Raw genomic sequence first — 24,943 nt, forward strand, 5'->3', positions numbered from 1 at the left:
TGGACATGACCGCTGAAACAATTCTCCTCAGTCTGCATCTTTCCGTGCCGGAGCTCATCCTCGCGGTCGGCGCCCTTGTCCTGTTGATGGTCGGCGTCTTCTCAGGCGAGCGGTCGGGCCTTGTCGTCACCGGCTTGGCGATCGTCCTGCTCCTGGCCTCCGGCCTGTGGCTGCTCTTCGTGCCCGCAGAAGGCCTTGCCTATGGCGGCGTCTACATGGCCGACGGCTTCTCGCGCTTCATGAAGCTGGTGGCGCTGATCGGTTCGCTGGTCGCCATATTCATGTCGATCGGCCACGCCCGTGAAAATCAGCTCGACAAGTTCGAGTTCCCGGTTCTCCTGGTGCTCGCGACCCTTGGCATCCTGCTGATGATCTCGGCCAACGACCTGATCTCGCTCTATCTCGCGCTGGAACTGCAATCGCTGGCGCTCTATGTCGTCGCAGCGATCAACCGTGACAGCCTGAAGTCGACCGAAGCCGGTCTGAAATATTTCGTCCTCGGCGCGCTTTCCTCCGGCATGCTGCTCTATGGCATGTCGCTGGTCTACGGCTTCACCGGCCACACCCACTTCTCCGAAATCGCCCAGGCGCTGTCCGTCGAGGGCGCGCGTTCGCTCGGCCTGATCTTCGGCTTGGTCTTCATCCTCGCCGGCATCGCCTTCAAGATCTCGGCCGTTCCCTTCCATATGTGGACGCCGGATGTTTACGAAGGCGCGCCGACACCGGTCACCGCATTCCTTGCCGCAGCACCCAAGGTTGCTGCCATGGCGATGATGACCCGTATCGTCATCACCGCCTTCCAGCCGGTTCTGGCGGACTGGCAGCAGGTCGTCGTCTTCATCTCGATCGCCTCGATGCTGCTCGGCTCGTTTGCTGCGATCGGCCAGAAGAATATCAAGCGACTGATGGCCTATTCCTCGATCGGCCACATGGGTTATGCGCTGGTCGGTCTTGCCGCCGGCAACCAGACCGGCGTCACCGGCGTCATGCTTTACATGGTCATCTACATGGTCATGACGCTCGGCACCTTCGCGATCATCATGTCGATGCGCCGCAAGGACGGCACCGTTGTCGAAAATGTTGATGATCTCGCCGGCCTCTCCACAACCAACCCGTTCATGGCCGTGGTGCTGACGGCGTTGATGTTCTCGCTCGCCGGCATCCCGCCGCTCGCCGGATTCTTCGCGAAGTACTTCGTCTTCGTTGCCGCTATCGAAGCCAAGCTCTATGCGCTCGCCATCATCGGCGTTCTCGCCTCGGTCGTCGGCGCCTACTACTATCTGCGCGTCATCAAACTGATGTGGTTCGATGAGGCGACCGGCGAATTCGCCCGTGTCTCCGGAGCGCTGCGTCTGGTCTTCGGTCTCTCCGGTTTCTTCGTCACCGCCTATGTCCTCATCGGCGGCCCGATCGGCGGCGCGGCAGAGCTTGCCGCTGCGACGCTCTTTTGATGGCTTCCGACGGACGGCGCCGGATATCGCTCGGCGATTTCAGGCACGAGGCTCTGTCGGAAACATCGTCTACCAACAGCGAATGCCTCGCCCGGGCTCGGGCGGGCGATGGCGGTAATCTCTGGGTGACCGCCGAGAGGCAGACGGGCGGTCGCGGCCGCCGCGGCAGGCTCTGGGTTTCCGAGCGCGGCAATCTCTACGCTTCTCTTCTCCTGATCGACCCGGCGCCTATGGAGCGACTGGGCTCGCTGCCGCTGGCGATCGCCGTTGCCGTGCACCAGGCGATCCGCAGGGTGTTGCCACTGGGCGCCGAACCGCTCGAGGTCAAATGGCCGAACGATATCCTCATCGGCCGAAAGAAGACCTGCGGCATTCTCGTTGAAGGCGAGGGGCTCCCGGATGGCCGTTACGCGCTGATCGTCGGCATCGGCATCAATATCTCGGTAATGCCCGACAATCCGCTCTACCCCGTTACCTGTCTGCGTCAGCAGGGAAGTGCGGCTTCGCCGGAAGAACTCTTCGCGCATCTCTTCGCCGCCGCGGCGGAAGTGCTTGAAATATGGGATCAGGGCCGTGGCGTCGGCGAGATCACGACGCTCTGGCGCGCCATCGCCTGCGGCATCGGCGAAAAGATTACGGTCAATTTGCCGGACCGATCGATTTCCGGACAATTCGCCGGAATTGATGATAATGGCTTGTTGATGCTCGATACCGGCGCTGGCAGGATAATGCCCATTGCTGCCGGTGATGTGTTTTTTGGTTAGCGGAAAAAACGAAAATTATGGCGAAACAGGACGAACTGGTATTCCTGCCTCTGGGCGGTGTCGGTGAGATTGGCATGAATCTCGCTCTCTACGGCTACGGCCCGCCCGAGCATCGCCAGTGGATCATGGTCGATTGTGGCGTCACTTTTCCTGGGCCTGACCTGCCGGGCGTCGACCTCGTATTGCCCGATATCCGCTTCCTCGCCAGCGAACGAAAGAACCTCAAGGCGATCATTATCACCCATGCGCATGAAGACCACTATGGTGCGCTCGCCGACCTCTGGCCCGGCCTCAACGTGCCGGTCTATGCCTCTGGTTTTACATCAGGTCTGCTTGAAGCCAAGCGTAATTTCGAGAAGTCTAAGATCGGCGAAGTGCCGGTGACGCCGTTCAAGGCCGGCGATACGATTAATGTCGGCCCCTTCAGCATCGAAGGTGTGGCCGTCAACCATTCGATCCCCGAGCCGATGTCGTTGATGATCCGCACGCCGGTCGGCAATGTCATCCATACCGGCGACTGGAAGATCGACCACGAGCCTTCGCTCGGGCCGCTGACCGACGAGACACGTTTCCGCCAGCTCGGCGATGAGGGCGTGCTAGCGCTGATGTGCGATTCCACCAATGCGCTGCGCGACGGTGTTTCGCCCTCCGAGAAGGATGTGTCGGAAAGCCTGCGCAAGATCATCGAGAATGCCGAGGGCCGGGTGGCGATCACCACCTTCTCGTCGAATGTCGGGCGTATCCGCACCGTTGCCGAAGCTGCCGAGGCGGCAGGCCGCGAAGTGCTGCTGCTCGGTAGTTCGCTGAAGCGCGTCGTCAACGTCGCCCAGGATATCGGCCTGATGGAAGGCGTGAAGCCCTTCATCTCCGAGGACGAATACGGCTACATCCCGCGCGACAAGGTCGTCGTCATCCTGACCGGCAGCCAGGGCGAGGCGCGGGCTGCCCTTGCCAAGCTCTCGCGCGACGAGATGCGCAATGTGGCGTTTGCGGCAGGCGATATCGTCGTCTTTTCCTCGCGCGCCATTCCCGGCAACGAGAAGGCGATCCAGGACATCAAGAACGGCCTCGTCGAGCAGGGTGTGCACATCATCACGGATACCGAGGCGCTGGTCCACGTTTCCGGTCATCCGCGCCGCAACGAGTTGCAGCGGATGTATGAGTGGACGCGGCCGAAGATCGTCGTGCCGGTGCATGGCGAGGCAACACATCTGACGGCGCATAAGGAACTTGCCGAGCAATCCGGCATCGCACTGGTGCCGCGAGTGCGCAACGGCGATATCCTACGGTTGGCGCCGGGTCCCGTCGAGGTGATCGGCGAGGCGCCGCATGGCCGGATTTATAAGGACGGCACGCTGATCGGCGATTTCGACGAGATGGGCATCGGCGAGCGCAAGAAGCTCTCCTATGTCGGCCATGTCGCGGTCAACGTCGTGCTCGACGCCCGCTATGACATCGTCGGCGAACCCGACCTCATTTCGATCGGCCTGCCGACCTACGATGACGAGGGCGAGGATATGGAGGATACGCTCTTCGACGCGGCGGTCAGCGCCATCGAGAGCATTCCGCGCGCCCGCCGCAAGGATATCGACATGCTGCAGGAGGCCGTGCGCCGCGCCATCCGCTCGGCCGCGAACAACACCTGGGGCAAGAAACCTCTTGTCACCGCCTTCGTCACCAAGGTCTGACCATGCTCGGCCGGGTCAACCATATCGCCATCGCCGTGCCCGATCTGGCCGCGGCGACGGCCGCCTATCGCGATACGCTGGGCGCTGCCGTATCGCAGCCGCAGACTCTGCCGGAACACGGCGTCACCGTCGTCTTCGTCGAATTGCCGAACACCAAGGTCGAATTGCTGCAACCGTTCGGCGATACTTCGCCGATCGCAGCCTTCCTCGAAAAGAACCCATCCGGTGGCATGCACCACATCTGCTACGAGGTGGACGATATCCTTCTTGCCCGTGACCGGCTGGTCGCGGCGGGCGCAAGGGTGCTTGGCGATGGCCAGCCGAAGATCGGCGCGCATGGCAAGCCGGTACTCTTTCTGCACCCCAAGGATTTCTTCGGCACGCTGATCGAACTCGAACAGGCCTGAGCCCTGCTGCGGCAGAGTGACCCGAGGGCGGCTAAACGTTTCGCCGGCTTTGAATTGGTCGCCATTCCGCCGTATAAGGACGCGATATCAGCGCGGCATCAACGGGAACCATAATGCTCCAGATCGTTCTTCAGGGATTTGCCGTCTACTTCATCATCTGGTGGATGACGCTTTTTGCCGTCCTGCCGATCGGCCTGCGCACCCAGGCGGACGACAACGACGTCGTGCTCGGCACGGTTCCGAGCGCGCCAACCCGGTTTCGCGCCGCTTTCGTGTTTTCGCTGACAACGTTGATTTCGGCCGTGGTCTACGGCCTCTGGTACGTCTGCGACACCTATTTCGGCTGGGGCTTCGATGCGCTGCCGCAACTCGGCCCGAGCTTCTATTAAGCGTGGCTTTTGCTCAAACTTTGAGCAGATGTAAACTTATTGAAAGCGAAATTTCGTCATACCAGTGTCATACTGTTGCGGCAAAGAGCTCTCGTAACGGAATGATGGCCATCCCCTTACGGAAGTCGGCTGGATTTCTGGATGGGATGGGGCCGAAAAGCCAAAAAAAAACAAGGCTAAAAGCCTTGTTTTAAGTATCGCGTGATCTGTAACCGTTGCCGGGGCTGCGACGAGCGCGCCTAAGATCTGATCCTCCCAAGACTTGACCGCGAATTCGGCAAGAATTTAACTTCCTGCCTGTTTTGTGAGCTAAAACTAGCTCAAACATTGGGCTTTGTCATCAGCTTTTTTTGCATTTTTGCTACACTCTAGCAAAATTTTTCTGTTGACAAGATTTTGGTTCAAGTCCTTATAAACACGCGCTTTTTTATGCCCTTTCATTTTGCGGGTGCGAACATGCGCTTCCGGGAGGTTGCCGGCATCCGTTGCGGGTTTCCTTCCTGCCGCGAAGCGGCTATGAACGCTCCCGACATTAACAATGGTCTTTCGATTCCGCCTGCTGCGGGATCTCAACCGCTCCGGAATCCGCCATGCGTCTGTCCCGCTATTTCATGCCCATCCTCAAGGAAAACCCCAAGGAAGCGGAAATCGTCTCCCACCGGCTGATGCTGCGCGCCGGCATGATCCGCCAGCAGTCGCAGGGCATCTATTCCTGGCTGCCGCTCGGCAAGCGCGTGCTCGACAAGGTCAACGCCATTATCCGCGACGAGCAGAACCGCGCCGGCGCCATCGAGCTGTCGATGCCGACCCTGCAATCGGCCGAACTCTGGCAGGAAAGCGGCCGCTACGACGCCTACGGCAAGGAGATGCTGCGCATCAAGGACCGCCAGGATCGGCCGATGCTCTATGGTCCCACCAATGAAGAGATGGTGACGGATATTTTCCGCTCTTCCGTCAAATCCTATAAGGACCTGCCGCTCAATCTCTATCACATCCAGCTGAAGTTCCGCGACGAGATCCGCCCGCGCTTCGGCACCATGCGCTCGCGCGAATTCATGATGAAGGATGCCTATTCCTTCGACCTGACGCGCGAAGGGGCGGAGCATTCCTATAACAAGATGTTCGCCGCCTACCTGCGCACGTTCGACCGGCTCGGCCTGCGCGCCATTCCGATGCGCGCCGACACCGGCCCGATCGGCGGCAAGCTCAGCCATGAGTTCATCATCCTCGCTGACACCGGCGAATCCGAAGTCTTCTGCCACAAGGATTTCGTCGATTTCGATATTCCTGGTGCACACACGGATTTCGACAGTGTCGAGGGCCTGCAGGCGATCTTCGACAAATGGACCTCGCTCTATGCTGCGACCTCGGAAATGCACGACGAGGCGGCCTTCAACGCCGTTCCGGAAGGCGACCGCCTGTCGGCGCGTGGCATCGAGGTCGGCCATATCTTCTATTTCGGCACGAAATATTCCGAGCCGATGGGTGCGAAAGTGCAGGGACCTGATGGCAAGGAACACTTCGTTCACATGGGTTCCTACGGTATCGGCCCGACACGCCTTGTTCCCGCCATCATCGAAGCATCGCATGACGACAACGGAATCATCTGGCCGGCATCGGTCGCTCCCTTCGATATCGTTGTGATCAACATGAAGGCGGGCGATCAGGCCTGTGACGATACTTGCGAGCTGATCTATGCCGCGCTGACCAAGGCCGGCAAGGATGTGCTCTACGACGATACCGATGATCGGGCCGGTACGAAATTCGCGACCGCCGACCTGATCGGTGTGCCCGTCCAGATCATCGCCGGCCCGCGCGCGGTCGCCAACGGCGAAGTTGAAGTGAAGGACCGCAAGACCGGCGCCCGCGAAACGATGACCATCGAAGCGGCGATCAACCGGTTCGTGGCTTAAGGAAACGGAGGCGAAATGGCAGACGCAGCAGTGGACCGGAGTTCAAAATCCGGCTTGGGTCCGGCTGGCAAGCCATTTTCCACCTTCGAACGCCTCGTGGCGTGGCGTTATCTGCGCGCCCGTCGCAAGGAGGCCTTCATCTCGGTGATCGCCGGCTTCTCCTTCGTCGGCATCATGCTGGGCGTTGCGACACTGATCATCGTCATGGCCGTCATGAACGGCTTCCGAACCGAGCTCGTCTCGCGCATCCTCGGCATTAACGGCCACATGATCGTCCAGCCGGTCGACGGCCCCTTCACCGATTATCCTGTCCTCAGCAGCAAGCTCGCCGCGGTGCCGGGCGTCAAGATGGCGCTCCCCTTGGTGGAAGGTCAGGTGCTCGCTTCGGCCCAGGCCGGCGGCAGCACCGGCGCTCTGGTGCGCGGCGCCCGCGCCGAGGACCTGACCAAGCTTAAGACGATCTCTGACAACATCAAATCAGGCGACATGGTGGGTTATGCCTCCGGCCAGGGTGTGCTGATCGGCACCCGCATGGCCGATCAGCTCGGTCTGCGCGTCGGCGACCTCATTACGCTGACGTCACCGGATGGCGACATTACGCCGATGGGCGTCAGCCCTCGCATCAAATCCTACAAGATCTCCGGCCTCTTCGAGATCGGCATGTCGGAATATGACTCCTCGATCATCTTCATGCCGCTCGAGGAAGCGCAGCTCTATTTCAATGCCGAGGGACTGGTGCAGTCGATCGAGCTGTTCGTCGATCACCCTGACGATATCGACAATCTGCGGCCCAAGGTGGAGGAGGCGGCCGGCCGCCAGATCGCCATCACCGACTGGCGCCAGCGCAACCAGACCTTCTTCTCGGCGCTGCAGGTCGAGCGCAACGTCATGTTCATGATCCTGACGCTGATCGTGCTCGTCGCGGCGCTGAACATCATCTCCGGCCTCATCATGCTGGTGAAGGACAAGGGCAGCGATATCGCCATCCTGCGCACCATGGGTGCCAGCGCCGGCGCAATCATGCGCATCTTCTTCATGACCGGCGCGGCGATCGGCATCGTCGGCACCGTTGCCGGTGTGCTGCTCGGCGTTCTCGTCTGCGTCAACATCGAATCCGTCCGCCAGTTCTTCTCCTGGATTTCAGGCACCGTGCTCTTCAATCCGCAGGTCTATTTCCTCAGCCAGCTGCCCGCCGAGATGGATCTCAGCGAAACGATCTCGATCGTTGCCATGGCGCTGACGCTCTCCTTCATCGCGACCATCTTCCCGGCCTGGCGTGCCTCCAGGCTCGATCCGGTGCAGGCCCTGCGCTACGAATAAGGAATGCCGCCTTCATGAAACGCAACGTCGTTCTCAAGCTTACCGGCGTCGAGCGCCATTACGGGCAGGGCGATACGCTGCTCTCGATCCTGAAGGGCGCAGATTTTTCGATATCGAAAGGGGAGACTGTCGCTCTCGTCGCCCCTTCCGGCACCGGCAAGTCGACACTGCTGCATATCGCCGGCCTGCTGGAGCATCCGGACGGCGGTGAAGTCAACATCAACGGCCATGCCTGCGACGGCTTGAGCGATGAGAAACGCACCGCCATCCGCCGCAGCGAAATCGGCTTCGTCTACCAGTTCCACCACCTGCTGCCGGAATTTTCGGCACTCGAAAATATCATGATGCCGCAGCTGATCGCCGGGCTTTCCTGGAAGGAAGCCGGAGAGCGGGCCGGCCAGCTTCTCGACTACATGCGCATCGGCCATCGTGGCTCGCATCGCCCCGGCGAGCTTTCCGGCGGCGAGCAGCAGCGCGTTGCGATTGCCCGTGCCGTCGCCAATGCGCCGACCCTGCTTCTTGCCGACGAGCCGACCGGCAATCTCGACCCGGAAACGGCAAGCTACGTGTTCGAGGCGCTGGAAGCGCTGGTGCGCCAGTCGGGCCTTGCTGCCCTTATCGCTACCCATAACCACGAGCTCGCCCGCCGCATGGATCGGCGTGTGACGATCTCTGACGGCAAGATCGTCGATTTCTGAGACTGCGGTCCATGGCTGTCAGGTTGACGCCGATGATTGCCCCTCAGAACTAACCTACCGGGGTCGAGCCACTGGCCTCGCCCCGTCTTTCGGACCCCGTAAATGGGGCGAGGGGACGTGCCATGCGAGAGATTGGCGAGGAACTGAAGGGTCGCGGCATATCCTCTTCGCCCCGTTTACGGGGAGAAAGGTGGCGGCAGCCGGACGAGTGGCTGATCTCGCCGACCTCCTGGCGGGACATTATGCACTTAACAGGACAGCAGTGGGCCACGATCAGGGGATAACCAGTCCGCCGCGGTAGTCGAGCATATAGGCCTTCTGGCCATCGACCATGATGCATTCACTGCCGCTGAACCGCTCGCAGCTGCCTTCGCTGCGGTCGATATAGCGGCCGAGCGGATGGTCGAATTCCATTCCGCCAAGAAACCGCCCCTCTCGATACATCGCCGAAAGTGCTGTCTTGATCACCGTCCCGGCTGCTGCGCCGTCGATGAGATCAGGCGCAATGACGCAGCCAAAATAATTCATCGCCCAGACGGGCTCGTCGGCAAGCCACACCACTTCCTGTCCGGCGAAATCCGTGCCGCCGAAATAGCTGTCGAGATAGCGCCAGTCGCCGCGTTCGTAACCGATATCGTGGGAGCTCGGCCGGCAGGGCGCGCGCGCCGCGCCGCCGCCCACATAGGTCGTAGCCTTCGCCTCCACGATGAATTCGTTCAGCATCGCAATATCGAGCATGTCATTCTCCTCTCGGCCCGATGTTGGCAAATAATCCCTGGCATGTAAAGAACAGAAAGTGAACATAGGCCGGGAGTAGTGGAGTCGCTCTGAGGAGGGCTGCCGCCTGAGCACCATGACCGATCAGCGGCGGATCGGGAAAGGGCAAGGCTGCTGCCGATCACCTCGATCGCCGGCCCTCTAGCCGATTCGTCGCCTATTTCCTGGGATGTTCAAACACAAGAAAGGAGGAAAAGATTCCTGTTGACAATAGAACATACATGGAACAAATTGAAAACATAACGAGTAAAGGAGAGCCCGATGACTGACATGATCCGTGATATCGCAGCATTCACCTCCATCGCAATGTTCGTTGCCAGCTTCTCGCTCATCGTCATGGCGCTCTAAAGTTTTCAGGGGAACCGCATGGCAATCATGCGGTCCGGACGCGGGACTTCTTCTGGACATCATCGCCCTCTATGCCGACAATGCGTCCGATTCATTCGGGTGATTGGGAAGGCATGTCATGGCGGATACGGCAAAGGGTTCAACGGGTGAGGCGATCGGCGGTACGCCGGGTTTCATCCACCTGAGGGTCCATTCCGCCTATTCGCTTCTCGAGGGCGCTCTGCCGCTGAAGAAGATCCTCTATAAGGCGACCGGCGACAGCCAGCCGGCGATTGCAATTACCGACACCAACAATCTGTTCGTCGCCCTCGAATTCTCCCAGAAGGCGATGGAGGAAGGCCTGCAGCCGATTATCGGCTGCCAGGTCTCGATCGACATGGGAGACGGGTTGGAAACGGAAAAGCGCGGCGGCCAGCAGGCCCTGGTCAAGCTGCCGGCGATCGTTCTTCTCGCTGCGACGGATGCCGGTTACGAACGGCTGGTCGATCTCGTCAGTCGGGCCTATCTCGGCGGCGAAAGCAACCAGGCCGTTCATATCAGTGCCTCCTGGCTGGAGGAGGCAGGCACGGAAGGGCTGATCGCATTGACCGGCGCGCTGACCGGGCCGGTCGACGTGGCCATCAAGGAAGGCCATCCCGCTCAGGCGGAAGCCCGGCTGCTCACGCTGAAGCGTCTCTTCGGCGACAGGCTCTATGTCGAGCTGCAGCGGCACGGCACCTATGACAAGCGGCACGAGCAGAAGATTATCGGGCTCGCCTATGCCCACGACCTGCCGCTGGTTGCGACCAACGAGGCCTTCTTTCCGACCCGCGACGATTACGACGCCCATGATGCGCTAATGGCGGTCGCGCACAACGCCATCGTCTCCGACGACAGCCGCTTTCGCCTGACGCCGGATCACTATCTGAAGAGCCGGGCCGAGATGGTCAAGCTCTTCGCCGACCTGCCGGAAGCGCTGGAAAATACGATCGAGATCGCCACGCGCTGCTCCTTCGTGCTGAAGACCAGAAAGCCGATCCTGCCACGCTTCACCGGTGCGACCGACGATGCCGAGGAGGCCGAACGCGCCGAGGCGAGCGAGCTGCGCCGCCAGGCGGTCGAAGGGCTGGACATGCGGCTTGCAACGCTCGGCATGTCGGCGGGTTACGAGGAAAAGGACTATCGCGAACGGCTGGATTTCGAGCTTAGCGTCATCGAGCGCATGCGGTTTCCCGGTTACTTCCTGATCGTTGCCGACTTCATCAAATGGGCCAAGCAGCATGACATTCCGGTCGGTCCCGGCCGTGGTTCGGGCGCCGGGTCGCTGGTCGCCTATGCCTTGACGATCACCGACGTCGATCCCTTGCGTTTTTCGCTGCTCTTCGAGCGCTTCCTCAATCCGGAACGCGTCTCGATGCCGGACTTCGACATCGATTTCTGCCAGGACCGCCGCGAAGAGGTGATCCGCTACGTCCAGGCCAAGTATGGCCGCGAGCAGGTGGCGCAGATCATCACTTTCGGTTCGCTGCAGGCGCGCGCCGCCCTTCGTGACGTCGGCCGTGTGCTGGAAATGCCCTATGGCCAGGTCGACAAGATCTGCAAACTCGTACCGAACAACCCGGCTAATCCGACCCCGCTGTCCAAAGCGATCGAGGAGGAGCCGAAGCTGCAGGAGGAGGCGGCGAAGGAACCTGTTGTCGCGCGCCTGCTCGATATCGCCCAGAAGATCGAGGGGCTTTACCGCCACGCCTCGACTCACGCCGCCGGTATCGTCATCGGCGACCGGCCGCTTTCCAAGCTGGTGCCGATGTATCGCGATCCGCGCTCCGATATGCCGGTCACCCAGTTCAACATGAAATGGGTCGAGCAGGCGGGCTTGGTCAAATTCGACTTCCTCGGCCTGAAGACGCTAACGGTGCTGAAGGTCGCCGTCGATTTCGTCGCCAAGCTCGGCGTCAAGGTTGATCTCGCGGCCATTCCTCTCGACGACAAGAAGACCTACGAGATGCTGTCGCGCGGCGAGACGGTCGGCGTGTTCCAGGTGGAAAGTGCCGGCATGCGCAAGGCGCTGATCGGCATGAAGCCGGACTGCATCGAGGACATCATCGCGCTGGTGGCGCTCTATCGTCCCGGCCCGATGGAGAACATCCCGACCTACAATGCCCGCAAGCACGGCGACGAAGAGCTGGAATCGATCCATCCGATGATCGACCACCTGCTCAAGGAAACCCAGGGCGTCATCGTTTATCAGGAACAGGTGATGCAGATCGCCCAGGTACTATCAGGCTATTCGCTGGGGGAAGCCGACCTTCTGCGTCGCGCCATGGGTAAGAAGATCAAGGCTGAGATGGACCAGCAGCGCGAACGCTTCGTCGTTGGCGCCGTTAGGAATGGCGTATCGAAGCCGCAGGCCGACAATATCTTCGAACTGCTGGCGAAGTTCGCCAATTACGGCTTCAACAAGTCGCATGCCGCCGCCTATGCCATCGTCTCCTACCAGACGGCCTACATGAAGGCGCATTACCCGGTCGAATTCCTCGCCGCTTCGATGACGCTCGACATGTCCAACACCGAAAAAGTCAATGATTTCCGCCAGGATGCCAAGCGCCTCGGCATCGAGGTGATCGCACCCTCGGTGCAGAGCTCCTTCCGCCATTTCGAGACCGGCGACAACCGCATCTATTACGCGCTCGCCGCCCTCAAGGGTGTCGGCGAATCCGCCGTCGACCATATCGTCGAGGTGCGCGGCGACAAGCCCTTTGCCAGCATTGAGGATTTCTGCCTGCGCATCGATCCGCGTCAGGTCAATCGTCGCGTGCTCGAAAGCCTGATCTATGCCGGCGCCTTCGATTGTTTCGACATGGACCGCGCCCAGCTGGCAGCCGGCCTCGACCGTGTTCTCGGTTATGCCCAGCGTGCCCAGGAGAACAAGCTGAGCGGCCAGTCGGACATTTTCGGCAGCACGCTGACGTCGGGGCCTGAGAAGATCTCCCTGCCGCCGTTCTCGCCCTGGCTCCCCTCCGAGCGGCTGCTCAAGGAATTCCAGGTGCTGGGCTTCTATCTGACGGCCCACCCGCTCGATTCCTACAACAACATCCTGCAGAAGATGCGGGTGCAGACCTTTGCCGAATTTTCCGCCGCCATCAAACAGGGCGCGGCCAATGCGCGCCTTGCCGGTACCGTCATCTCGAAGCAGGAGCGCAAAACCCGCACCGGCAACAAGATGGGCATCATCGTCTTCTCCGATTCTTCGGGCCAGTTCGAAGCGGTGCTGTTTTCGGAAATGCTGAACCAGTATCGCGACGTTCTCGAGTCGGGAAAATCCTTCGTGCTGACCGCGACAGGCGAGGAGCGGCCGGAGGGCATCGGCCTGCGCATCCAGACGATCCAGTCGCTGGAGGAAAAGTCGCTGCAGATGCAGAAGGCGCTGCGCGTCTATGTCCGCGATTCCGGACCGCTGCGGATGGTTGCCGGCCATCTGAACGCCAAGGGCGACGGCCTCGTTTCCTTCATCGTCATCAAGGAGGATGGCAAACGCGAGGTGGAAGTGGCGCTGTCGGAGAAATACCGCATCACGCCGGAGATCGCCGCCGCCCTTCGTGCCGCCCCCGGCGTCGTCGACGTCGAACTGGTTTGATCAGCCCCGCGTCACCCGCGGGTGATTGTGATGAAATCCGTGCCTTCGCCGGTTTCCCGGCCGAGGCCTGTATCGGAGATCGTCAGCGTCGAGCCGGGCGCGATGAGGGCGTCGATCCTGCGGCGGGTCTCATCGGGGATGGTAATCCGGCTGAGCGAACGGGCGATCGGCTTGCCTGTAATGATCGAGCTTTCCTGATTGGTGATGCCGAGCCGCTTCATCGTTTCTCGGGAGAGATTGTTCTCGAGCGTGATGCCGAGCCAGTCGGCGGTGCCGGCCTTTTCATCGACTGCATGCAGCGTGAAGAAATGTGTGCCGAGCGCCAGTCCCGGATCGGCGATCGTCACCGGCGCTTCGAAGATCGGCTTGAAGGACTGCCGCACCATGATAACGCCGTTGGGCGGCTCTCCCTTGCCAGCCGCGGCATAGGCTTCTCTGAGGAGCGTGTCGGAAACCAGGCTCCTGTCGGCGGCAAATTCCGCCGGCCGCAGCGTCTTGAAAGCCTTGATCGCCTGCACCGTCGACGGACCGAGCAAGCCGTCCGGACTGCCGGCGGAAAAGCCGAGCTGGTTGAGCAGGGTTTGGATGTCGATCACCGTCTCGCGCAGCGTCCGGCGCGTGACGAGCATGCTGATCGGCTCGGACGGCGGCTCTGGTTCTGTCGCTGCAATCGGCTGCACTGCCGGCATCGGCATCGCAGCGGTATCGTTCATCGCCACCTGCACCGGCTTCTCGGGGCTGTCGAGCATCGAGGGCCGCAGTTCGACATCCGAAAGCAGCGGCATTGCCGTCGGCGTATCTGGACGGAAAAGGGTCGGATGCTCGATTGGCCGCGGCACCAGCTCACCGTCGCTGATGATGACGGGGACACTGAGGTCGGTCATGCCATAGAGCATTTTTGCGAAGGCGCCGGGCATACGCACGCAGCCATGCGAGGCTGGATAACGCGGCACGGAATTTGATTCATGCAGCGCAATGCCGGACCAGGTCAGCCGTTGCATGAACGGCATCGGCGCCGCCGAATAGAGATTGGATTCGTGGTATTTCTGCTTTTCCAGCACCGAGAAGATGCCGCTCGGCGTCGTGTGGCCGTCCTTGCCGGTCGAGACCTTCGAGGTCGCGACGACCTCGGTGCCATCATAGACCGCAAGCGATTGCTTGTCCTTCGAGACGAAGATCTGCAGCGTGCGCGCAGCATCCGCGGCAAGAGCGGGGTGCACGAGTGCGGTGGCCGACAGCAAGCCGAGGCCGAAGACGAGACGCGAGAACATGAGACCCAACCATACGCAATACTTGCCCGGCACATTATGGGACGAAGTTTAAGGAAGATTTTATGGGCCGCCTGGCTGGCAGGCCTCACGCGTTAGTGATCGCGCTTGCTGTTGCCGAACGTATAGCCGGTCTCGACCGTCTTCTTGCCGAACTTGTCGCGCAGCTTATCCATCGCCGCTTCGGCCGCCGCACGCCGGCCCGATTGCTGGTCGATCAGATCCGGCGGATCGGCGCGGGCGGCATCGCCGAGATCGGTGACGCCGATGCCGATCAGACGGAACTTCGTACCATCAGTCTCTTTTTCAAGAAGCTCGAGCCCGGTGCGGAAAATCTTGTCGGCAAGCTGGGTCGGGTCTTCGAGCTTGCGGTTGCGGGTGCGCGATTTGAAATCGGCGCTCTTCATCTTCAGAACCACGGTCTGGCCGGCAATGCCGTTTTTCTTCAGCCGCCAGGAGACCTTTTCGGAGAGGTTGCGCAGGATCGGCACCAGATCGTCATAACGCGAGATGTCATCGAAGAAGGTGGTCTCCGACGAAACGCTCTTGGCGGCATCGTTGAGATGCACTTCGCGGTCGTCGATGCCGCGCGACAACCGTGCGAGCCGTTGGCCGATGCTGCCGTAGCGGCGCATCAGGTCGTTTTCTTCCATCTGCTGCAACTGGCTGATGGTGCGGATGCCGTCCGCCTCCAGCGTCGCCGCAAAGGCCTTGCCGACGCCCCAGATCGTGGTGACGGGACGCGGCGCCAGGAACTCGACCGCTTCCTCGCGGCCGATGACCGAAAAGCCGCGCGGCTTCTGCAGATCGGAGGCGACCTTGGCGAGAAATTTGCAATAGGAAAGCCCGACCGAAACGGTGATGCCGACCTCCCTTTCGATACGGCGGGCGAATTTGGCCAGCGTGCGCGCCGGCGGATCGTGATGCAGCCTCTCGGTGCCGCCGAGCTCTAGGAAGGCCTCGTCGATCGATAGCGGCTGCACCAGCGGCGTCAGATCCTGCATCATGGCGCGCACCTGCCGTCCGACCCGGACATATTTCTCCATGTCGGGGCGGATGACGATCGCTTGAGGGCATGCTTCCAGCGCCTTGAACATCGGCATGGCCGACCGCACGCCATGGATACGGGCGATATAGCAGGCGGTGGAGACGACGCCGCGTTTGCCGCCGCCGATAATGACAGGCTTGTCGGCAAGCTCGGGATTGTCGCGTTTCTCGACGGCTGCGTAGAAGGCGTCGCAGTCGATATGCGCAAGCGTCAATGCGTAGAGTTCGCGATGGCGCACGAGGCGCGGGCTGCCGCAGGAAACGCAACGGCGCGCCTCGCTCTTCTGCTCGGCAAGGCAGTCGCGACAGAAGCCGGGTGTCTTGTCAGGCGTGGGCGTCATCATGGGAACAAAGATTGAACATTCTGAGATTACGCCTTAAGCTTCCGAGTCACAAGAGAGGGTGGAAGCTTTGCCTTTGGATAACGACCTTCGTTTCGAGCCGGTGACAGCAGAACGCTGGGACGATTTCGAAACCCTGTTCGGGCCGCAGGGTGCCTTCTATAACTGCTGGTGCGTCGCATTGCGTCTGCCGCATGCGGTGAGGACGAAGATGGCGGCCGACGAACGCAAGGCGCATATGCGGGAGCGGATCAAGGCGGGTCCGCCGCCTGGCATCCTCTGTTATGCCGAAGGCGCGCCGGTCGCCTGGGTGCAGGTCGGGCCGCGCCACGACGTGTCGCAGTTCAATTCGCCGCGCACCGTCTCGCGGCCGCTGGAGGAGGGCGATGCGCATGATCCATCCATCTGGGCCGTCAGTTGCTTCTTCCTGCTGCCCAAACTGCGCGGCAAGGGAATGAGCCACCGTCTGCTCGCCGGCGCGATCGACCATGCGCGGCGCCAGGGAGCGCGGCTGCTCGAAGCCTGTCCGATCGATCATGTGAAGCAGTCGAAATCCGTGACACTCTGCATCGGCTCGACGGCGATCTTCCATGCCGCCGGTTTCGAGGCGATAGCACGGCGCAAGGACGGTCGGCCGCTCATGCGGCTGGAACTGCGTGCGTGAAGGTGCCGGAAACAAAATGCGCCTTGATCAGCTCGGCCGCATGCGTCCAGTCGGTGGCGCGGGTGATGTCGCCAGCGGCGGCCGGTGCGAAACGATGGACGGGCGAGTTCGGCATCAGGTGAATCAGCAGGCAATCGGCGACGTGATCCCTAACGGAATGCAGATTGCGCGCCATATCATCGATGAAGACGACGGGAAGGGAGCGGCTGGCATGCAATGCGTGAACGATCGGCCCCTTGGGTTGTTCGGTGGCAAGCAGCGGAAAGAGCAGGCCCATCCTGTCGAGCAGGCGACGGCGCTGGTTCTGGAACCGCGGCTGCATGGCTGTCAGGAAAAGCACATCGGCCTCTTCCGAAAGCCGGTCGAGCGTTTCGACGACGCGGTCGAGCGGCGTCTGCCACAGCTCTTGTGCCTCGAAGAATTCCTCGATCAGCCGGCTGACCTCTTGATCCTCGATCTCCACGCCGTCGGCTTGCGAGACGATGTTGCCGTGCAGCCGGAACGATCGCGGCAGAAACGCGTGACCCTGGCTCTGAAGGAAAAGCTGGAAGGGACCTATGAACTGCAGCACGACGTCGTCGACGTCGCAGACGATCAACGGCCGTTCGCCGAGGTGGATATGCGAGATGTCGAATTCCCCGGAGGTCACGGTCAGTATTCTCCGGAATCGAGGCCCGGTGACGAGAAATGCCGCCAGGCCGCCGTCACGGTCTCTGGGCTGATTCCGCTCGCCGCGCAGAAGGCCATGGCCGTCGGTTCATGGTTCATCAGAAAATCCATCAAGCCGGCAAGGAATCCCGGATCGTTTACGGCGTTGCGCACCTGGCCGGGCGCCACACCCGTCAGGGCGAGGAAGCGGCCGAACATGTCGGGATCGTCGGCAAGCCAGCCGAGCACGGCGATCGCTGTCTCGTGCGGGTCGGCGGCCTGTTGTTTCGAAGTCTTGAAGTTGCTTTGCATTTCGCTGGGTAAGTTACCTTTTCTTCAACCAAATACCGGTAGCGTGCGCTATCGGTTTCACGAGCTATTTGTCCGCATGTGCCTTTCTCATGGGACGAACCGCTGCGCGAACGGACGTAGGGACAGCTTGTCATGCCCAAACAGGTGATGATTGTAGAAGATAACGAGCTCAACATGAAGCTCTTTCGCGACCTCATCGAGGCGTCCGGCTACACGACGATCCAGACCAGAAACGGTATGGAGGCGCTCGATCTGGCGCGCAAGCATCGCCCCGACCTCATCCTGATGGATATTCAGCTTCCCGAGGTCTCTGGCCTCGAAGTCACGAAATGGCTGAAGGAAGACGACGAGCTGCACGTGATTCCCGTCATCGCCGTTACGGCTTTCGCGATGAAGGGCGACGAGGAGCGGATCCGCCAGGGCGGCTGCGAGGCCTATGTTTCCAAGCCGATCTCGGTTCCGAAATTCATCGAGACGATCAAGACCTATCTGGGCGATGCCTGACGCATCGGAAAGACGCTGATGACTGCGCGAATACTGGTGGTTGACGATATTCCGGCCAACGTGAAGCTGCTCGAAGCGCGGCTGCTTGCGGAGTATTTTGACGTGATGACCGCCGCCGACGGCTATACGGCACTGGCGATCTGCGAGCGCAACCAGGTCGATCTCATCTTGCTCGACATCATGATGCCCGGCATAGACGGTTTCGAGGTCTGCGAGCGCCTGAAGGCCAGCCAGAAGACCGCCCATATTCCAGTCGTCATGGTCACCGCGCTCGACCAGCCGACCGACCGCGTACGCGGCCTGAAGGCTGGCGCTGACGATTTTCTCACCAAGCCGGTCAACGATCTGCAGTTGATCTCCCGGGTGAAGAGCCTGCTGCGGCTGAAGACGTTGAGCGATGAGCTGCGCATCCGCGCCGACACCGCTCATACGATGGGCATCGATGACCTCACACGGGCAGGCGAGGGCCGCGCCGACGAGACCGCTCAGGTCCTGCTCGTCGACGGTCGCGCCAATTCGCAGGAGCGCATCGTCAAGGCGCTGAAGCCCGTCGCCGACGTGCTTGCCCTCTCCGATCCGCAGGCCGCCCTCTTCGAGGCCGCCGAAAGCGCGTTCGATCTCGTCATCGTCAATGCCAACTTCGACGATTACGATCCGCTTCGCCTCTGCTCGCAGCTGCGCTCGCTGGAGCGCACCCGCTTCCTGCCGATCCTGATCATCACCGAGCAGGGCGCTGACGAAATGGTGGTGCGCGCGCTCGATCTCGGCGTCAACGACTACATCATCCGCCCGGTCGATCCCAACGAACTGGTTGCCCGCAGCCTGACGCAGATCCGCCGCAAGCGCTATAACGACCGCCTGCGCGCCAGCGTCAAGCAGACGATCGAGCTTGCCGTGACCGATCCGCTGACCGGCCTTTATAACCGGCGCTATCTCGACAATCACCTGAACGTGCTCTTCAACCGTTCGATGGCGCGGGGCCGGCCGCTTTCGGTGCTGATCACCGATATCGACCGCTTCAAGCATGTGAATGACACCTACGGTCATGACGGCGGCGACGAGGTGCTGCGCGAATTTTCAAGTCGCGTCCGTTCGACCATCCGCGGTGCCGATCTCGCCTGCCGCTACGGTGGAGAGGAATTCGTCGTCGTGATGCCCGACACCTCGCCGGAAATTGCCGCCGCCGTCGCCGAGCGCCTCCGCGCGGCGATCGAAAGTGCTCCCTTCATGCTGAAACACTCCGGGGAAGCGCTGAGCGTCACTGCTTCCTTCGGCATCGCCTCGCGTATTGCGTCGGTGCTGACCCCGGGCCAGCTGATGAAACAGGCGGATCTGGCTCTTTACGAGGCCAAGAATACCGGCCGCAACCGTGTGGTCGCCGCGGCCGCGTGACGAATCATTTGCCGCCATATGCGCCATTTGCGGGTTTTCCACCGCGGTAAGCCAATTGTTACCGATTTTTAATCTTCGCCTGTGCAAGGCGGAACGAAAAATTTGCAGTTCAATAGCCCAAAAATGGACTCGCTGCGTTGCTGCGGATGTGTTGCCGCGCGACAGTCTTGAGAGCATCAGCCCGTAGCTCAAAATGAAATGGAAAATATAAAAACTGCCTGCCGCCAACAGGGGCAAATAGATTGCGGCGACGTCACCTCACGTAGGGGAGGGGAGGCGTAAGTTATTCAGTTATATTGTCGAATTTCTTCGAAAGGTCAGGCGCTACGCTTCGAGTCCAAGCAGAGCCGACAAATCTTTGTATGTCCCAAATCTGGACTTTTAACCATAGAATCAAGCTGCAAACATTCACCATTAAGAATTTGTTGATTTTCTTTCATTTTTGCGCAAATTATCGGCTCATAAGAGAAGCGCTCCCGTTGAGGAGTTGTCGATACCCCATGATGCTCAGGTCCGCCGCATCTCCTGGGTCGTGGGGTCGGTCGGCTAGTAGGCAAGTTATAGCGGTTCCTCGTGCCGTTTTGCATGCTGGCCGACCCCCTTTCAAGAAAACGCCGCCACTTCCCGAAGATGGAAGGGCGGCGTTTTTCTGTTTGCGCTATCATCTTTTAAAGACGATCAATCCGGGCAATAAAAAACGCGCAACCCGAAGGCGCGCGCTTTTTTGAAATCCGTCAGGCCAAGTGATTACTTGATCTTGGTTTCCTTGAACTCGACATGCTTCTTCGCAACCGGGTCGTACTTCGTCTTCGTCATCTTGTCCGTCATCGTACGGCTGTTCTTCGTGGTGACGTAGAAGAAACCGGTGTCGGCTGTCGACAGCAGCTTGATCTTGATTGTTGTAGCCTTGGCCATGGTCGTCCTGCCTTTAAGAAAATGAAAGCCGTGGAAGCCGGATGGGCTCCACGGCAAATCCTGGCGCGAAACTACGAATCCCGCCCGAAAAGTCAAGCCCGTTTTCGAATGAACATCAGTCTGATGCCGGAAAGTAGGGCGTAAAGACCGAAGAAAGCCGCAATCGCCCAGGCAAAACCGTTATTTCCAGCGACATCGATCGCCGCGCCGATGGCCTGCGGCCCGGCCACGGTTCCCATCGCATAACAGAAGACAAAGGCAGCATTGGCCGCCGCAAGATCGGAGCCGGTCAGCCGCGAGCCGAGATGGCTGAGGCCGACCGTATAAAGGCCTGAGACACAGCCGCCCCAGAAAAGCAGGAGCCCGGCCATCAGAAGCCAGTTGTCGAGCAACAGCGGTAACATCATCGAGCCGATGAAGCCCATCAGCGCCATGCCGGCCAGAAGCGGCCGCTTGTCGGCGATGCGGTCGGAAAGCAGGCCGAGCGGGATCTGAAAGATGACGTTGCCGACACCCATCATGGTGAGCAGCAGTGCGGCCTGCGATTCGGTGAAATGGGCGCGCACGGCAAAGATCGGAAAAAGCGACAGCCCGCCCGCTTCGACGGCGCCGAAGATGAAGACCGCCGCCGTCGCCGTCGGCACCAGGAAAACGTAGCGCATGAAATGCAGCTCCGGTTTTTCCTCGAGCACTGGGCTTTCGTCGCGGGCGATGAAGATCGGGATGGCGGCAAGCAGGATGGCGGCGGCGCCGATCAGGAAGGGGAAGATGCCGTCGCTGCCGAGGATCGAAAACAGCAGCGGTCCGGCCGCGAAGCCAAGGGAAAGCACCGTCGCATAGATGCCGAGCACGAAGCCGCGCTTGGAAGGCGGCGAAGCGGCGTTGATCCAGAATTCGGAGAGGATGAACAGCGTCGTCGTCGCGCCGTGGAAGGCGAAACGCAGCGGAAACCACATCCAGAAATCCTGGGCGTAATAGAAACCAAGCGCGCTCAGCGCCGAAATCAGCACAGCCCAGATCATCGTCGGCGCAACGCCGTATTTATGGGCGAGCTTGGTGGTGATCGGTGCGGCGGCCATCGCCGCGACCCCGGCCATCGCCGTGTTGAGTCCGATCAGGGTGGACGAGATACCGCGTTTTTCGAGGATGATGCTGAGGAGGGGCAGACCGAGGCCGATTGCTATGCCAACGGCTGATATGGACGAGATGGCTGCCACCAGAGAAGGCCAATGGATTTCTTCGACATCGCCCGGTGTGCCGGTTCTCGGCTGAGACATTTATCCATCCTTAGAGAGGTGCGCGAACGAATCGGCCGATCCCGTCAGATAGATAGACACGGACGTGCCAAATCCAGGTGACGGATGCCGCTTCGCAGTATTTCCGATGTGAGTGACCATCTGCGGAATGTAAAGCCCGTTCGGGCAAGAAATGCTAACCATGTCAGGTCTTGAGGATCCTTGGCTCCCGCATTTGGGTGGTGGTCGGTGGAGGGCTGGCACTACACGTTAAATATGTCTGGAAGGTGAAGGGGCTAATTCGGCCGGCCGGGGATGTCATAATCGTCCGGACCATCACTCTCGCCGCCGAAGCCGTGCATGCGCAGTGCCCATTGCAGACCGATGACCCCGCCCTTGATCGGCTGGATCGAGGCAAGCGCGGCGATAACGGTGATCGGCGCCCAGATGGCCAGATGGACCCAGACCGGCAGCACGAAGGTCATGTCGGTCAGCATATAGCCGCCGACCACGACGTGGCCGAGGACGAGGATGACGATATAGGGTGGCAGGTCGTCGGCGCGTTGGTGATGCATCGCCTCGCCGCAGGCCGCGCAATGATCGACCGGCTTCAGGAAGGCACGAAAGAGCTTGCCGTTGCCGCAGGCAGGACAGCGGTTCATCAACCCGCGCATAATGGAGCGCCCAAGCGGACGCTCGACCTGGGGCGTATCCCCGTAGCGGGCAACCGGATCGGTCGGTGTGCTCATCGCATGTTCCTCTTCGGATCTAAAGCATGTCGCGCGAAACTGTGCTGCGGTTTCGCGATAACGACATGCGTAAAAACAAGGACCTACGGCGCGGGGAGCCAATCTGAACGATTGCGACGCGCTTTAGTGCCGTCCGCGCGGCGGCCTCGTTCCGGGCTTCTTGCGGACCTGGCCCCTGTCGCGGCGGCCCGCCTTGTGGAAGGAGCGCACTGCCGCCGGCATCTCGCGACCCTCGCTGACCATTTCGAAACGCAGCGCGCCGGCAAGCGGGATCGCTTCGGCAAGCTTCACGGTGACGCTATCGCCCAGGCGATAGCCGAGCCCCGTCTTTTCACCGGAAAGCGCCTGATGCGCCTCGTCATAGATGAAGTAATCGCTGCCGAGCGTAGATATAGGGACGAAACCGTCGGCGCCATAGTCCGGCAGGGCGATAAAAAGCCCCGATTTCGTCACGCCCGAAACCCGCCCGGGAAATTCCTCGCCGACCCGGCCGCTGAGGTGATGCGCGATCAGCCGGTCGACTGTCTCGCGCTCAGCTGCCATGGCCCGGCGCTCGAATGTCGAGATTTCAGCCGCGATATCGTCAAGTGCTGCCTCTTCGTCAGGAGTGATGCCGCCTTCGCCGAAGCCGAGCGAGCCGACGAGGGCGCGATGCACGACGAGGTCGGCGTAGCGGCGGATCGGCGAGGTGAAGTGGGCGTATTTCATCAGGTTGAGGCCGAAATGCCCGATATTCTCCGGGCCATAGATCGCCTGGCTCTGTGAACGCAGCACCATCTCGCTCACCATGGTCTGATGCGGCGTGCCATCCGCCTTCGCCAGAATGCCGTTGAAGTTGTTGGCGCGCATGTTGCCGCCTTTGGCAAGCGAGATGCCGAGCGTGGCCAGGAACTCGCGCAGGATCTCCTGCTTGGCAAGCGTCGGGCCGTCATGGATGCGGTAGATCAGCGGCTGACGTTTCTTTTCCAAGGTCTCGGCGGCGCACACATTCGCCTGGATCATCATCTCTTCGATCAGCTTATGCGCATCGAGCCGTGGCGGCACGACGACCCGGTCGACCGTGCCGTCGGGCTTCAGGAGGATCTTGCGCTCCGGCATGTCGAGTTCCAGCGGCTGGCGCCGGTCGCGTCCACGCTTCATCACCTCATAGGCGTGCCAGAGCGGCTTCAGGATCGGCTCGAGCATCGGCCCGGTCTGATCGTCCGGCTTTCCGTCGATCGCCGCCTGCGCCTGCTGGTAGGAGAGCTTGGCTGCACTCTTCATCATGATGCGATGAAAGATATGGCCGATCTTGCGGCCTTCCCCGGAAAAGCTCATGCGCACGGCGAGTGCCGGGCGGTCGACGCCTTGCTTCAGCGAGCAGAGATCGTTGGAGATGCGCTCCGGCAGCATCGGCACGACACGATCGGGGAAATAAACGGAGTTGCCACGCTTCAGTGCCTCACGGTCGAGCGGTGAATTGGGGCGGACATACCAGGAGACGTCGGCAATCGCGACGGTGACGATGACGCCGCCGGGATTGTCGGGCGAGGGATCGAGCTCGGCATAGACAGCGTCGTCATGGTCCTTGGCATCGGCCGGGTCAATGGTGATCAGCGGTACGTCGCGCCAATCCTCGCGATGCGACATGGTGGCGGGCCTTGCAGCTTCCGCTTCGGCGATGACGGCCGGCGGGAAGACATGCGGAATGCCGTGGGCATGGATTGCGATCATCGAGAGCGCTTTTTCCGAACCGACGGAACCGACGACGGAAAGCACCTTGGCGCGCGGTAGGCCGAAACGGCCGAGACGGGCGATTTCGACTTCGACCAGATCGCCATCCGTGGCGCCGCCGGTGAAGTCGGGATCGATCACCATCTCCTCGCCGCGCCGTTCGATCGGCAGCAGCCGGCCGCCACCATCAGGTGCAGTGCGGAAAACGCCCATCGAGGCGCCGCGGCGCCTGTCGATCACCTTGATGATCCGCGCCGTATAGGCCGGCCCGCCGCGATCGACGGCCGGGAAGATTTTTGCCAGGATACGGTCGCCGAGCCCGGCGACGGGCGCCTTCCCCTTGCCCTGGCGGCCTGCGGGCGATTGCTGGCGGATGGCGACAGCCGGTGCTACGCCCTGGTCGTCCGGCCATTCCGCCGGCCGGCCGATCAGATCGCCGTCCTTGTCACGCGTGGTGATATCGAGAACGGTGACAGGCGGCAGCGCACCGGGCCGGATTAGCGACTTGCGGTTTTTCTGCAGCATGCCTTCCTGCTCAAGCTCCTGCAGCATCTGCTTGAGTTCGACGCGGCTATCGCCTTTCAGACCGAAAGCCTTGGCCAGTTCACGCTTGGACGCTTTCTGCGGATGATCGGCGATGAAGCGCAGAACCACCTCGCGCGAAGGCAGCGCGCCATGGACGATGTTGAGCGGCTCGACGGTGGGAGCATCCTTGCCGGCGTGTCCGGTCTTGCCCGGGCGCTTGCCCGCAGGGTTCGTTCTCTGGCGCGGTATCCTGCTCACG

21 protein-coding genes are annotated in these 24,943 nt (G+C 61.0%); 12 read left to right on the forward strand and 9 right to left on the reverse strand.

All coding sequences use genetic code 11. The annotated features are described in order from the left end of the window. Positions 1 to 5: 5 nt before the first annotated feature. The 8 genes from nuoN to ACM5SV_RS10980 all read left to right on the forward strand — a co-directional run bounded on the left by nuoN (position 6) and on the right by ACM5SV_RS10980 (position 8,630). On the forward strand, positions 6 to 1,451 hold the full coding sequence (gene nuoN, locus ACM5SV_RS10945; protein WP_012756969.1) for an NADH-quinone oxidoreductase subunit NuoN: 1,446 nt from the start codon (positions 6 to 8) through the stop codon (positions 1,449 to 1,451). After that, positions 1,451 to 2,215 (forward strand): biotin--[acetyl-CoA-carboxylase] ligase, encoded by a 765-nt coding sequence (locus ACM5SV_RS10950; RefSeq protein ID WP_012756970.1) that lies wholly within the window; start codon positions 1,451 to 1,453, stop codon positions 2,213 to 2,215. Before nuoN ends, ACM5SV_RS10950 begins: the two co-directional genes overlap by 1 nt. A 17-nt stretch (positions 2,216 to 2,232) precedes the next feature. Then, entirely contained in the window at positions 2,233 to 3,903 is a 1,671-nt protein-coding gene (locus ACM5SV_RS10955) for a ribonuclease J (RefSeq protein WP_012756971.1), read from the forward strand. Between the two features lie 2 nt (positions 3,904 to 3,905). Beyond that, positions 3,906 to 4,310, forward strand: a complete 405-nt coding sequence (gene mce / locus ACM5SV_RS10960; protein WP_012756972.1) for a methylmalonyl-CoA epimerase — start codon at positions 3,906 to 3,908, stop codon at positions 4,308 to 4,310. Positions 4,311 to 4,423: 113 nt separating this feature from the next. Then, positions 4,424 to 4,699, forward strand: a complete 276-nt coding sequence (locus tag ACM5SV_RS10965; RefSeq protein WP_012756973.1) for a DUF1467 family protein — start codon at positions 4,424 to 4,426, stop codon at positions 4,697 to 4,699. Positions 4,700 to 5,289: 590 nt separating this feature from the next. Continuing rightward, entirely contained in the window at positions 5,290 to 6,612 is a 1,323-nt protein-coding gene (gene proS / locus ACM5SV_RS10970) for a proline--tRNA ligase (RefSeq protein WP_012756974.1), read from the forward strand. Between the two features lie 15 nt (positions 6,613 to 6,627). Beyond that, the gene (locus tag ACM5SV_RS10975; protein WP_012756975.1) at positions 6,628 to 7,932 is read left to right on the forward strand and encodes a lipoprotein-releasing ABC transporter permease subunit; all 1,305 of its coding nucleotides are present in this window, start codon (positions 6,628 to 6,630) and stop codon (positions 7,930 to 7,932) included. Positions 7,933 to 7,946: 14 nt separating this feature from the next. After that, positions 7,947 to 8,630 (forward strand): ABC transporter ATP-binding protein, encoded by a 684-nt coding sequence (locus ACM5SV_RS10980; RefSeq protein WP_012756976.1) that lies wholly within the window; start codon positions 7,947 to 7,949, stop codon positions 8,628 to 8,630. 273 nt (positions 8,631 to 8,903) lie between these two features. Here ACM5SV_RS10980 and ACM5SV_RS10985 read toward each other — a convergent pair whose 3' ends face one another. Beyond that, positions 8,904 to 9,368 (reverse strand): DUF5680 domain-containing protein, encoded by a 465-nt coding sequence (locus ACM5SV_RS10985; RefSeq protein ID WP_012756977.1) that lies wholly within the window; start codon positions 9,366 to 9,368, stop codon positions 8,904 to 8,906. A gap of 505 nt (positions 9,369 to 9,873) precedes the next feature. On the opposite strand from ACM5SV_RS10985, the gene dnaE reads away from it, so the two are divergent. Next, positions 9,874 to 13,371: a DNA polymerase III subunit alpha gene (gene dnaE / locus ACM5SV_RS10990; RefSeq protein ID WP_017993625.1), complete on the forward strand. Its 3,498-nt coding sequence runs from the start codon at positions 9,874 to 9,876 to the stop codon at positions 13,369 to 13,371. Positions 13,372 to 13,382: 11 nt separating this feature from the next. On the opposite strand, the gene ACM5SV_RS10995 is transcribed toward dnaE, so the two are convergent. Together ACM5SV_RS10995 and ACM5SV_RS11000 are read right to left on the reverse strand one after the other, a co-directional pair. Then, positions 13,383 to 14,642, reverse strand: coding sequence for a L,D-transpeptidase family protein (locus ACM5SV_RS10995; protein WP_017993626.1), 1,260 nt, complete (start codon positions 14,640 to 14,642; stop codon positions 13,383 to 13,385). Between the two features lie 92 nt (positions 14,643 to 14,734). Next, positions 14,735 to 16,027 carry a DNA polymerase IV gene (locus tag ACM5SV_RS11000; RefSeq protein WP_026157318.1) on the reverse strand — a complete coding sequence of 431 codons (1,293 nt, stop codon included), beginning with the start codon at positions 16,025 to 16,027 and terminating at the stop codon, positions 14,735 to 14,737. 76 nt (positions 16,028 to 16,103) lie between these two features. On the opposite strand from ACM5SV_RS11000, the gene ACM5SV_RS11005 reads away from it, so the two are divergent. Further along, positions 16,104 to 16,691 carry a GNAT family N-acetyltransferase gene (locus ACM5SV_RS11005; RefSeq protein ID WP_032996306.1) on the forward strand — a complete coding sequence of 196 codons (588 nt, stop codon included), beginning with the start codon at positions 16,104 to 16,106 and terminating at the stop codon, positions 16,689 to 16,691. Here the strand turns inward: ACM5SV_RS11005 and ACM5SV_RS11010 are convergent. Further along, positions 16,666 to 17,340 carry a hypothetical protein gene (locus ACM5SV_RS11010; RefSeq protein ID WP_419425183.1) on the reverse strand — a complete coding sequence of 225 codons (675 nt, stop codon included), beginning with the start codon at positions 17,338 to 17,340 and terminating at the stop codon, positions 16,666 to 16,668. The genes ACM5SV_RS11005 and ACM5SV_RS11010 overlap by 26 nt on opposite strands. Before the next feature lie 2 nt (positions 17,341 to 17,342). Then, on the reverse strand, positions 17,343 to 17,651 hold the full coding sequence (locus tag ACM5SV_RS11015; RefSeq protein WP_003558471.1) for a DUF3572 domain-containing protein: 309 nt from the start codon (positions 17,649 to 17,651) through the stop codon (positions 17,343 to 17,345). A 132-nt stretch (positions 17,652 to 17,783) separates the two neighbouring features. Between ACM5SV_RS11015 and ACM5SV_RS11020 the strand changes: the two genes are divergently transcribed. Beyond that, positions 17,784 to 18,155, forward strand: coding sequence for a response regulator (locus ACM5SV_RS11020; RefSeq protein WP_003547430.1), 372 nt, complete (start codon positions 17,784 to 17,786; stop codon positions 18,153 to 18,155). A gap of 18 nt (positions 18,156 to 18,173) precedes the next feature. Next, positions 18,174 to 19,547, forward strand: coding sequence for a PleD family two-component system response regulator (locus tag ACM5SV_RS11025; protein WP_012756984.1), 1,374 nt, complete (start codon positions 18,174 to 18,176; stop codon positions 19,545 to 19,547). Positions 19,548 to 20,294: 747 nt separating this feature from the next. Here ACM5SV_RS11025 and rpmG read toward each other — a convergent pair. From rpmG to rnr, 4 genes are all read right to left on the reverse strand, one after another. Next, complete coding sequence (rpmG, locus tag ACM5SV_RS11030) at positions 20,295 to 20,462, reverse strand: 50S ribosomal protein L33 (RefSeq protein ID WP_003547442.1); 168 nt, start codon at positions 20,460 to 20,462, stop codon at positions 20,295 to 20,297. 92 nt (positions 20,463 to 20,554) lie between these two features. Then, the gene (locus ACM5SV_RS11035) at positions 20,555 to 21,739 is read right to left on the reverse strand and encodes an MFS transporter (RefSeq protein ID WP_017993630.1); all 1,185 of its coding nucleotides are present in this window, start codon (positions 21,737 to 21,739) and stop codon (positions 20,555 to 20,557) included. Between the two features lie 254 nt (positions 21,740 to 21,993). After that, complete coding sequence (locus ACM5SV_RS11040; protein ID WP_113545956.1) at positions 21,994 to 22,446, reverse strand: DUF983 domain-containing protein; 453 nt, start codon at positions 22,444 to 22,446, stop codon at positions 21,994 to 21,996. Positions 22,447 to 22,569: 123 nt separating this feature from the next. After that, the gene (gene rnr / locus ACM5SV_RS11045) at positions 22,570 to 24,942 is read right to left on the reverse strand and encodes a ribonuclease R (RefSeq protein WP_222014275.1); all 2,373 of its coding nucleotides are present in this window, start codon (positions 24,940 to 24,942) and stop codon (positions 22,570 to 22,572) included. Between the last annotated feature and the right edge of the window lies 1 nt (position 24,943).

It is taken from the genome of Rhizobium sp. CRRU65 (genome assembly GCF_048551595.1).
GTDB classification, from domain to species: domain Bacteria; phylum Pseudomonadota; class Alphaproteobacteria; order Rhizobiales; family Rhizobiaceae; genus Rhizobium; species Rhizobium leguminosarum_J.

What these genes read in the sequence shown, in the direction of transcription:
- ACM5SV_RS10950 (WP_012756970.1), top strand. Translation starts at nt 1,451, where the DNA reads ATGGCTTCCGACGGACGGCGCCGGATATCGCTCGGCGATTTCAGGCAC.
- ACM5SV_RS10980 (WP_012756976.1), top strand. Translation starts at nt 7,947, where the DNA reads ATGAAACGCAACGTCGTTCTCAAGCTTACCGGCGTCGAGCGCCATTAC.
- ACM5SV_RS11015 (WP_003558471.1), bottom strand. Translation starts at nt 17,651, where the DNA reads ATGCAAAGCAACTTCAAGACTTCGAAACAACAGGCCGCCGACCCGCAC.
- ACM5SV_RS11000 (WP_026157318.1), bottom strand. Translation starts at nt 16,027, where the DNA reads ATGACGCCCACGCCTGACAAGACACCCGGCTTCTGTCGCGACTGCCTT.
- ACM5SV_RS10965 (WP_012756973.1), top strand. Translation starts at nt 4,424, where the DNA reads ATGCTCCAGATCGTTCTTCAGGGATTTGCCGTCTACTTCATCATCTGG.
- ACM5SV_RS11040 (WP_113545956.1), bottom strand. Translation starts at nt 22,446, where the DNA reads ATGAGCACACCGACCGATCCGGTTGCCCGCTACGGGGATACGCCCCAG.
- ACM5SV_RS11035 (WP_017993630.1), bottom strand. Translation starts at nt 21,739, where the DNA reads ATGTCTCAGCCGAGAACCGGCACACCGGGCGATGTCGAAGAAATCCAT.
- ACM5SV_RS10955 (WP_012756971.1), top strand. Translation starts at nt 2,233, where the DNA reads ATGGCGAAACAGGACGAACTGGTATTCCTGCCTCTGGGCGGTGTCGGT.
- ACM5SV_RS11025 (WP_012756984.1), top strand. Translation starts at nt 18,174, where the DNA reads ATGACTGCGCGAATACTGGTGGTTGACGATATTCCGGCCAACGTGAAG.
- ACM5SV_RS10975 (WP_012756975.1), top strand. Translation starts at nt 6,628, where the DNA reads ATGGCAGACGCAGCAGTGGACCGGAGTTCAAAATCCGGCTTGGGTCCG.
- mce (WP_012756972.1), top strand. Translation starts at nt 3,906, where the DNA reads ATGCTCGGCCGGGTCAACCATATCGCCATCGCCGTGCCCGATCTGGCC.
- ACM5SV_RS10995 (WP_017993626.1), bottom strand. Translation starts at nt 14,642, where the DNA reads ATGTTCTCGCGTCTCGTCTTCGGCCTCGGCTTGCTGTCGGCCACCGCA.
- ACM5SV_RS10985 (WP_012756977.1), bottom strand. Translation starts at nt 9,368, where the DNA reads ATGCTCGATATTGCGATGCTGAACGAATTCATCGTGGAGGCGAAGGCT.
- dnaE (WP_017993625.1), top strand. Translation starts at nt 9,874, where the DNA reads ATGGCGGATACGGCAAAGGGTTCAACGGGTGAGGCGATCGGCGGTACG.
- ACM5SV_RS11020 (WP_003547430.1), top strand. Translation starts at nt 17,784, where the DNA reads ATGCCCAAACAGGTGATGATTGTAGAAGATAACGAGCTCAACATGAAG.
- nuoN (WP_012756969.1), top strand. Translation starts at nt 6, where the DNA reads ATGACCGCTGAAACAATTCTCCTCAGTCTGCATCTTTCCGTGCCGGAG.
- proS (WP_012756974.1), top strand. Translation starts at nt 5,290, where the DNA reads ATGCGTCTGTCCCGCTATTTCATGCCCATCCTCAAGGAAAACCCCAAG.
- rpmG (WP_003547442.1), bottom strand. Translation starts at nt 20,462, where the DNA reads ATGGCCAAGGCTACAACAATCAAGATCAAGCTGCTGTCGACAGCCGAC.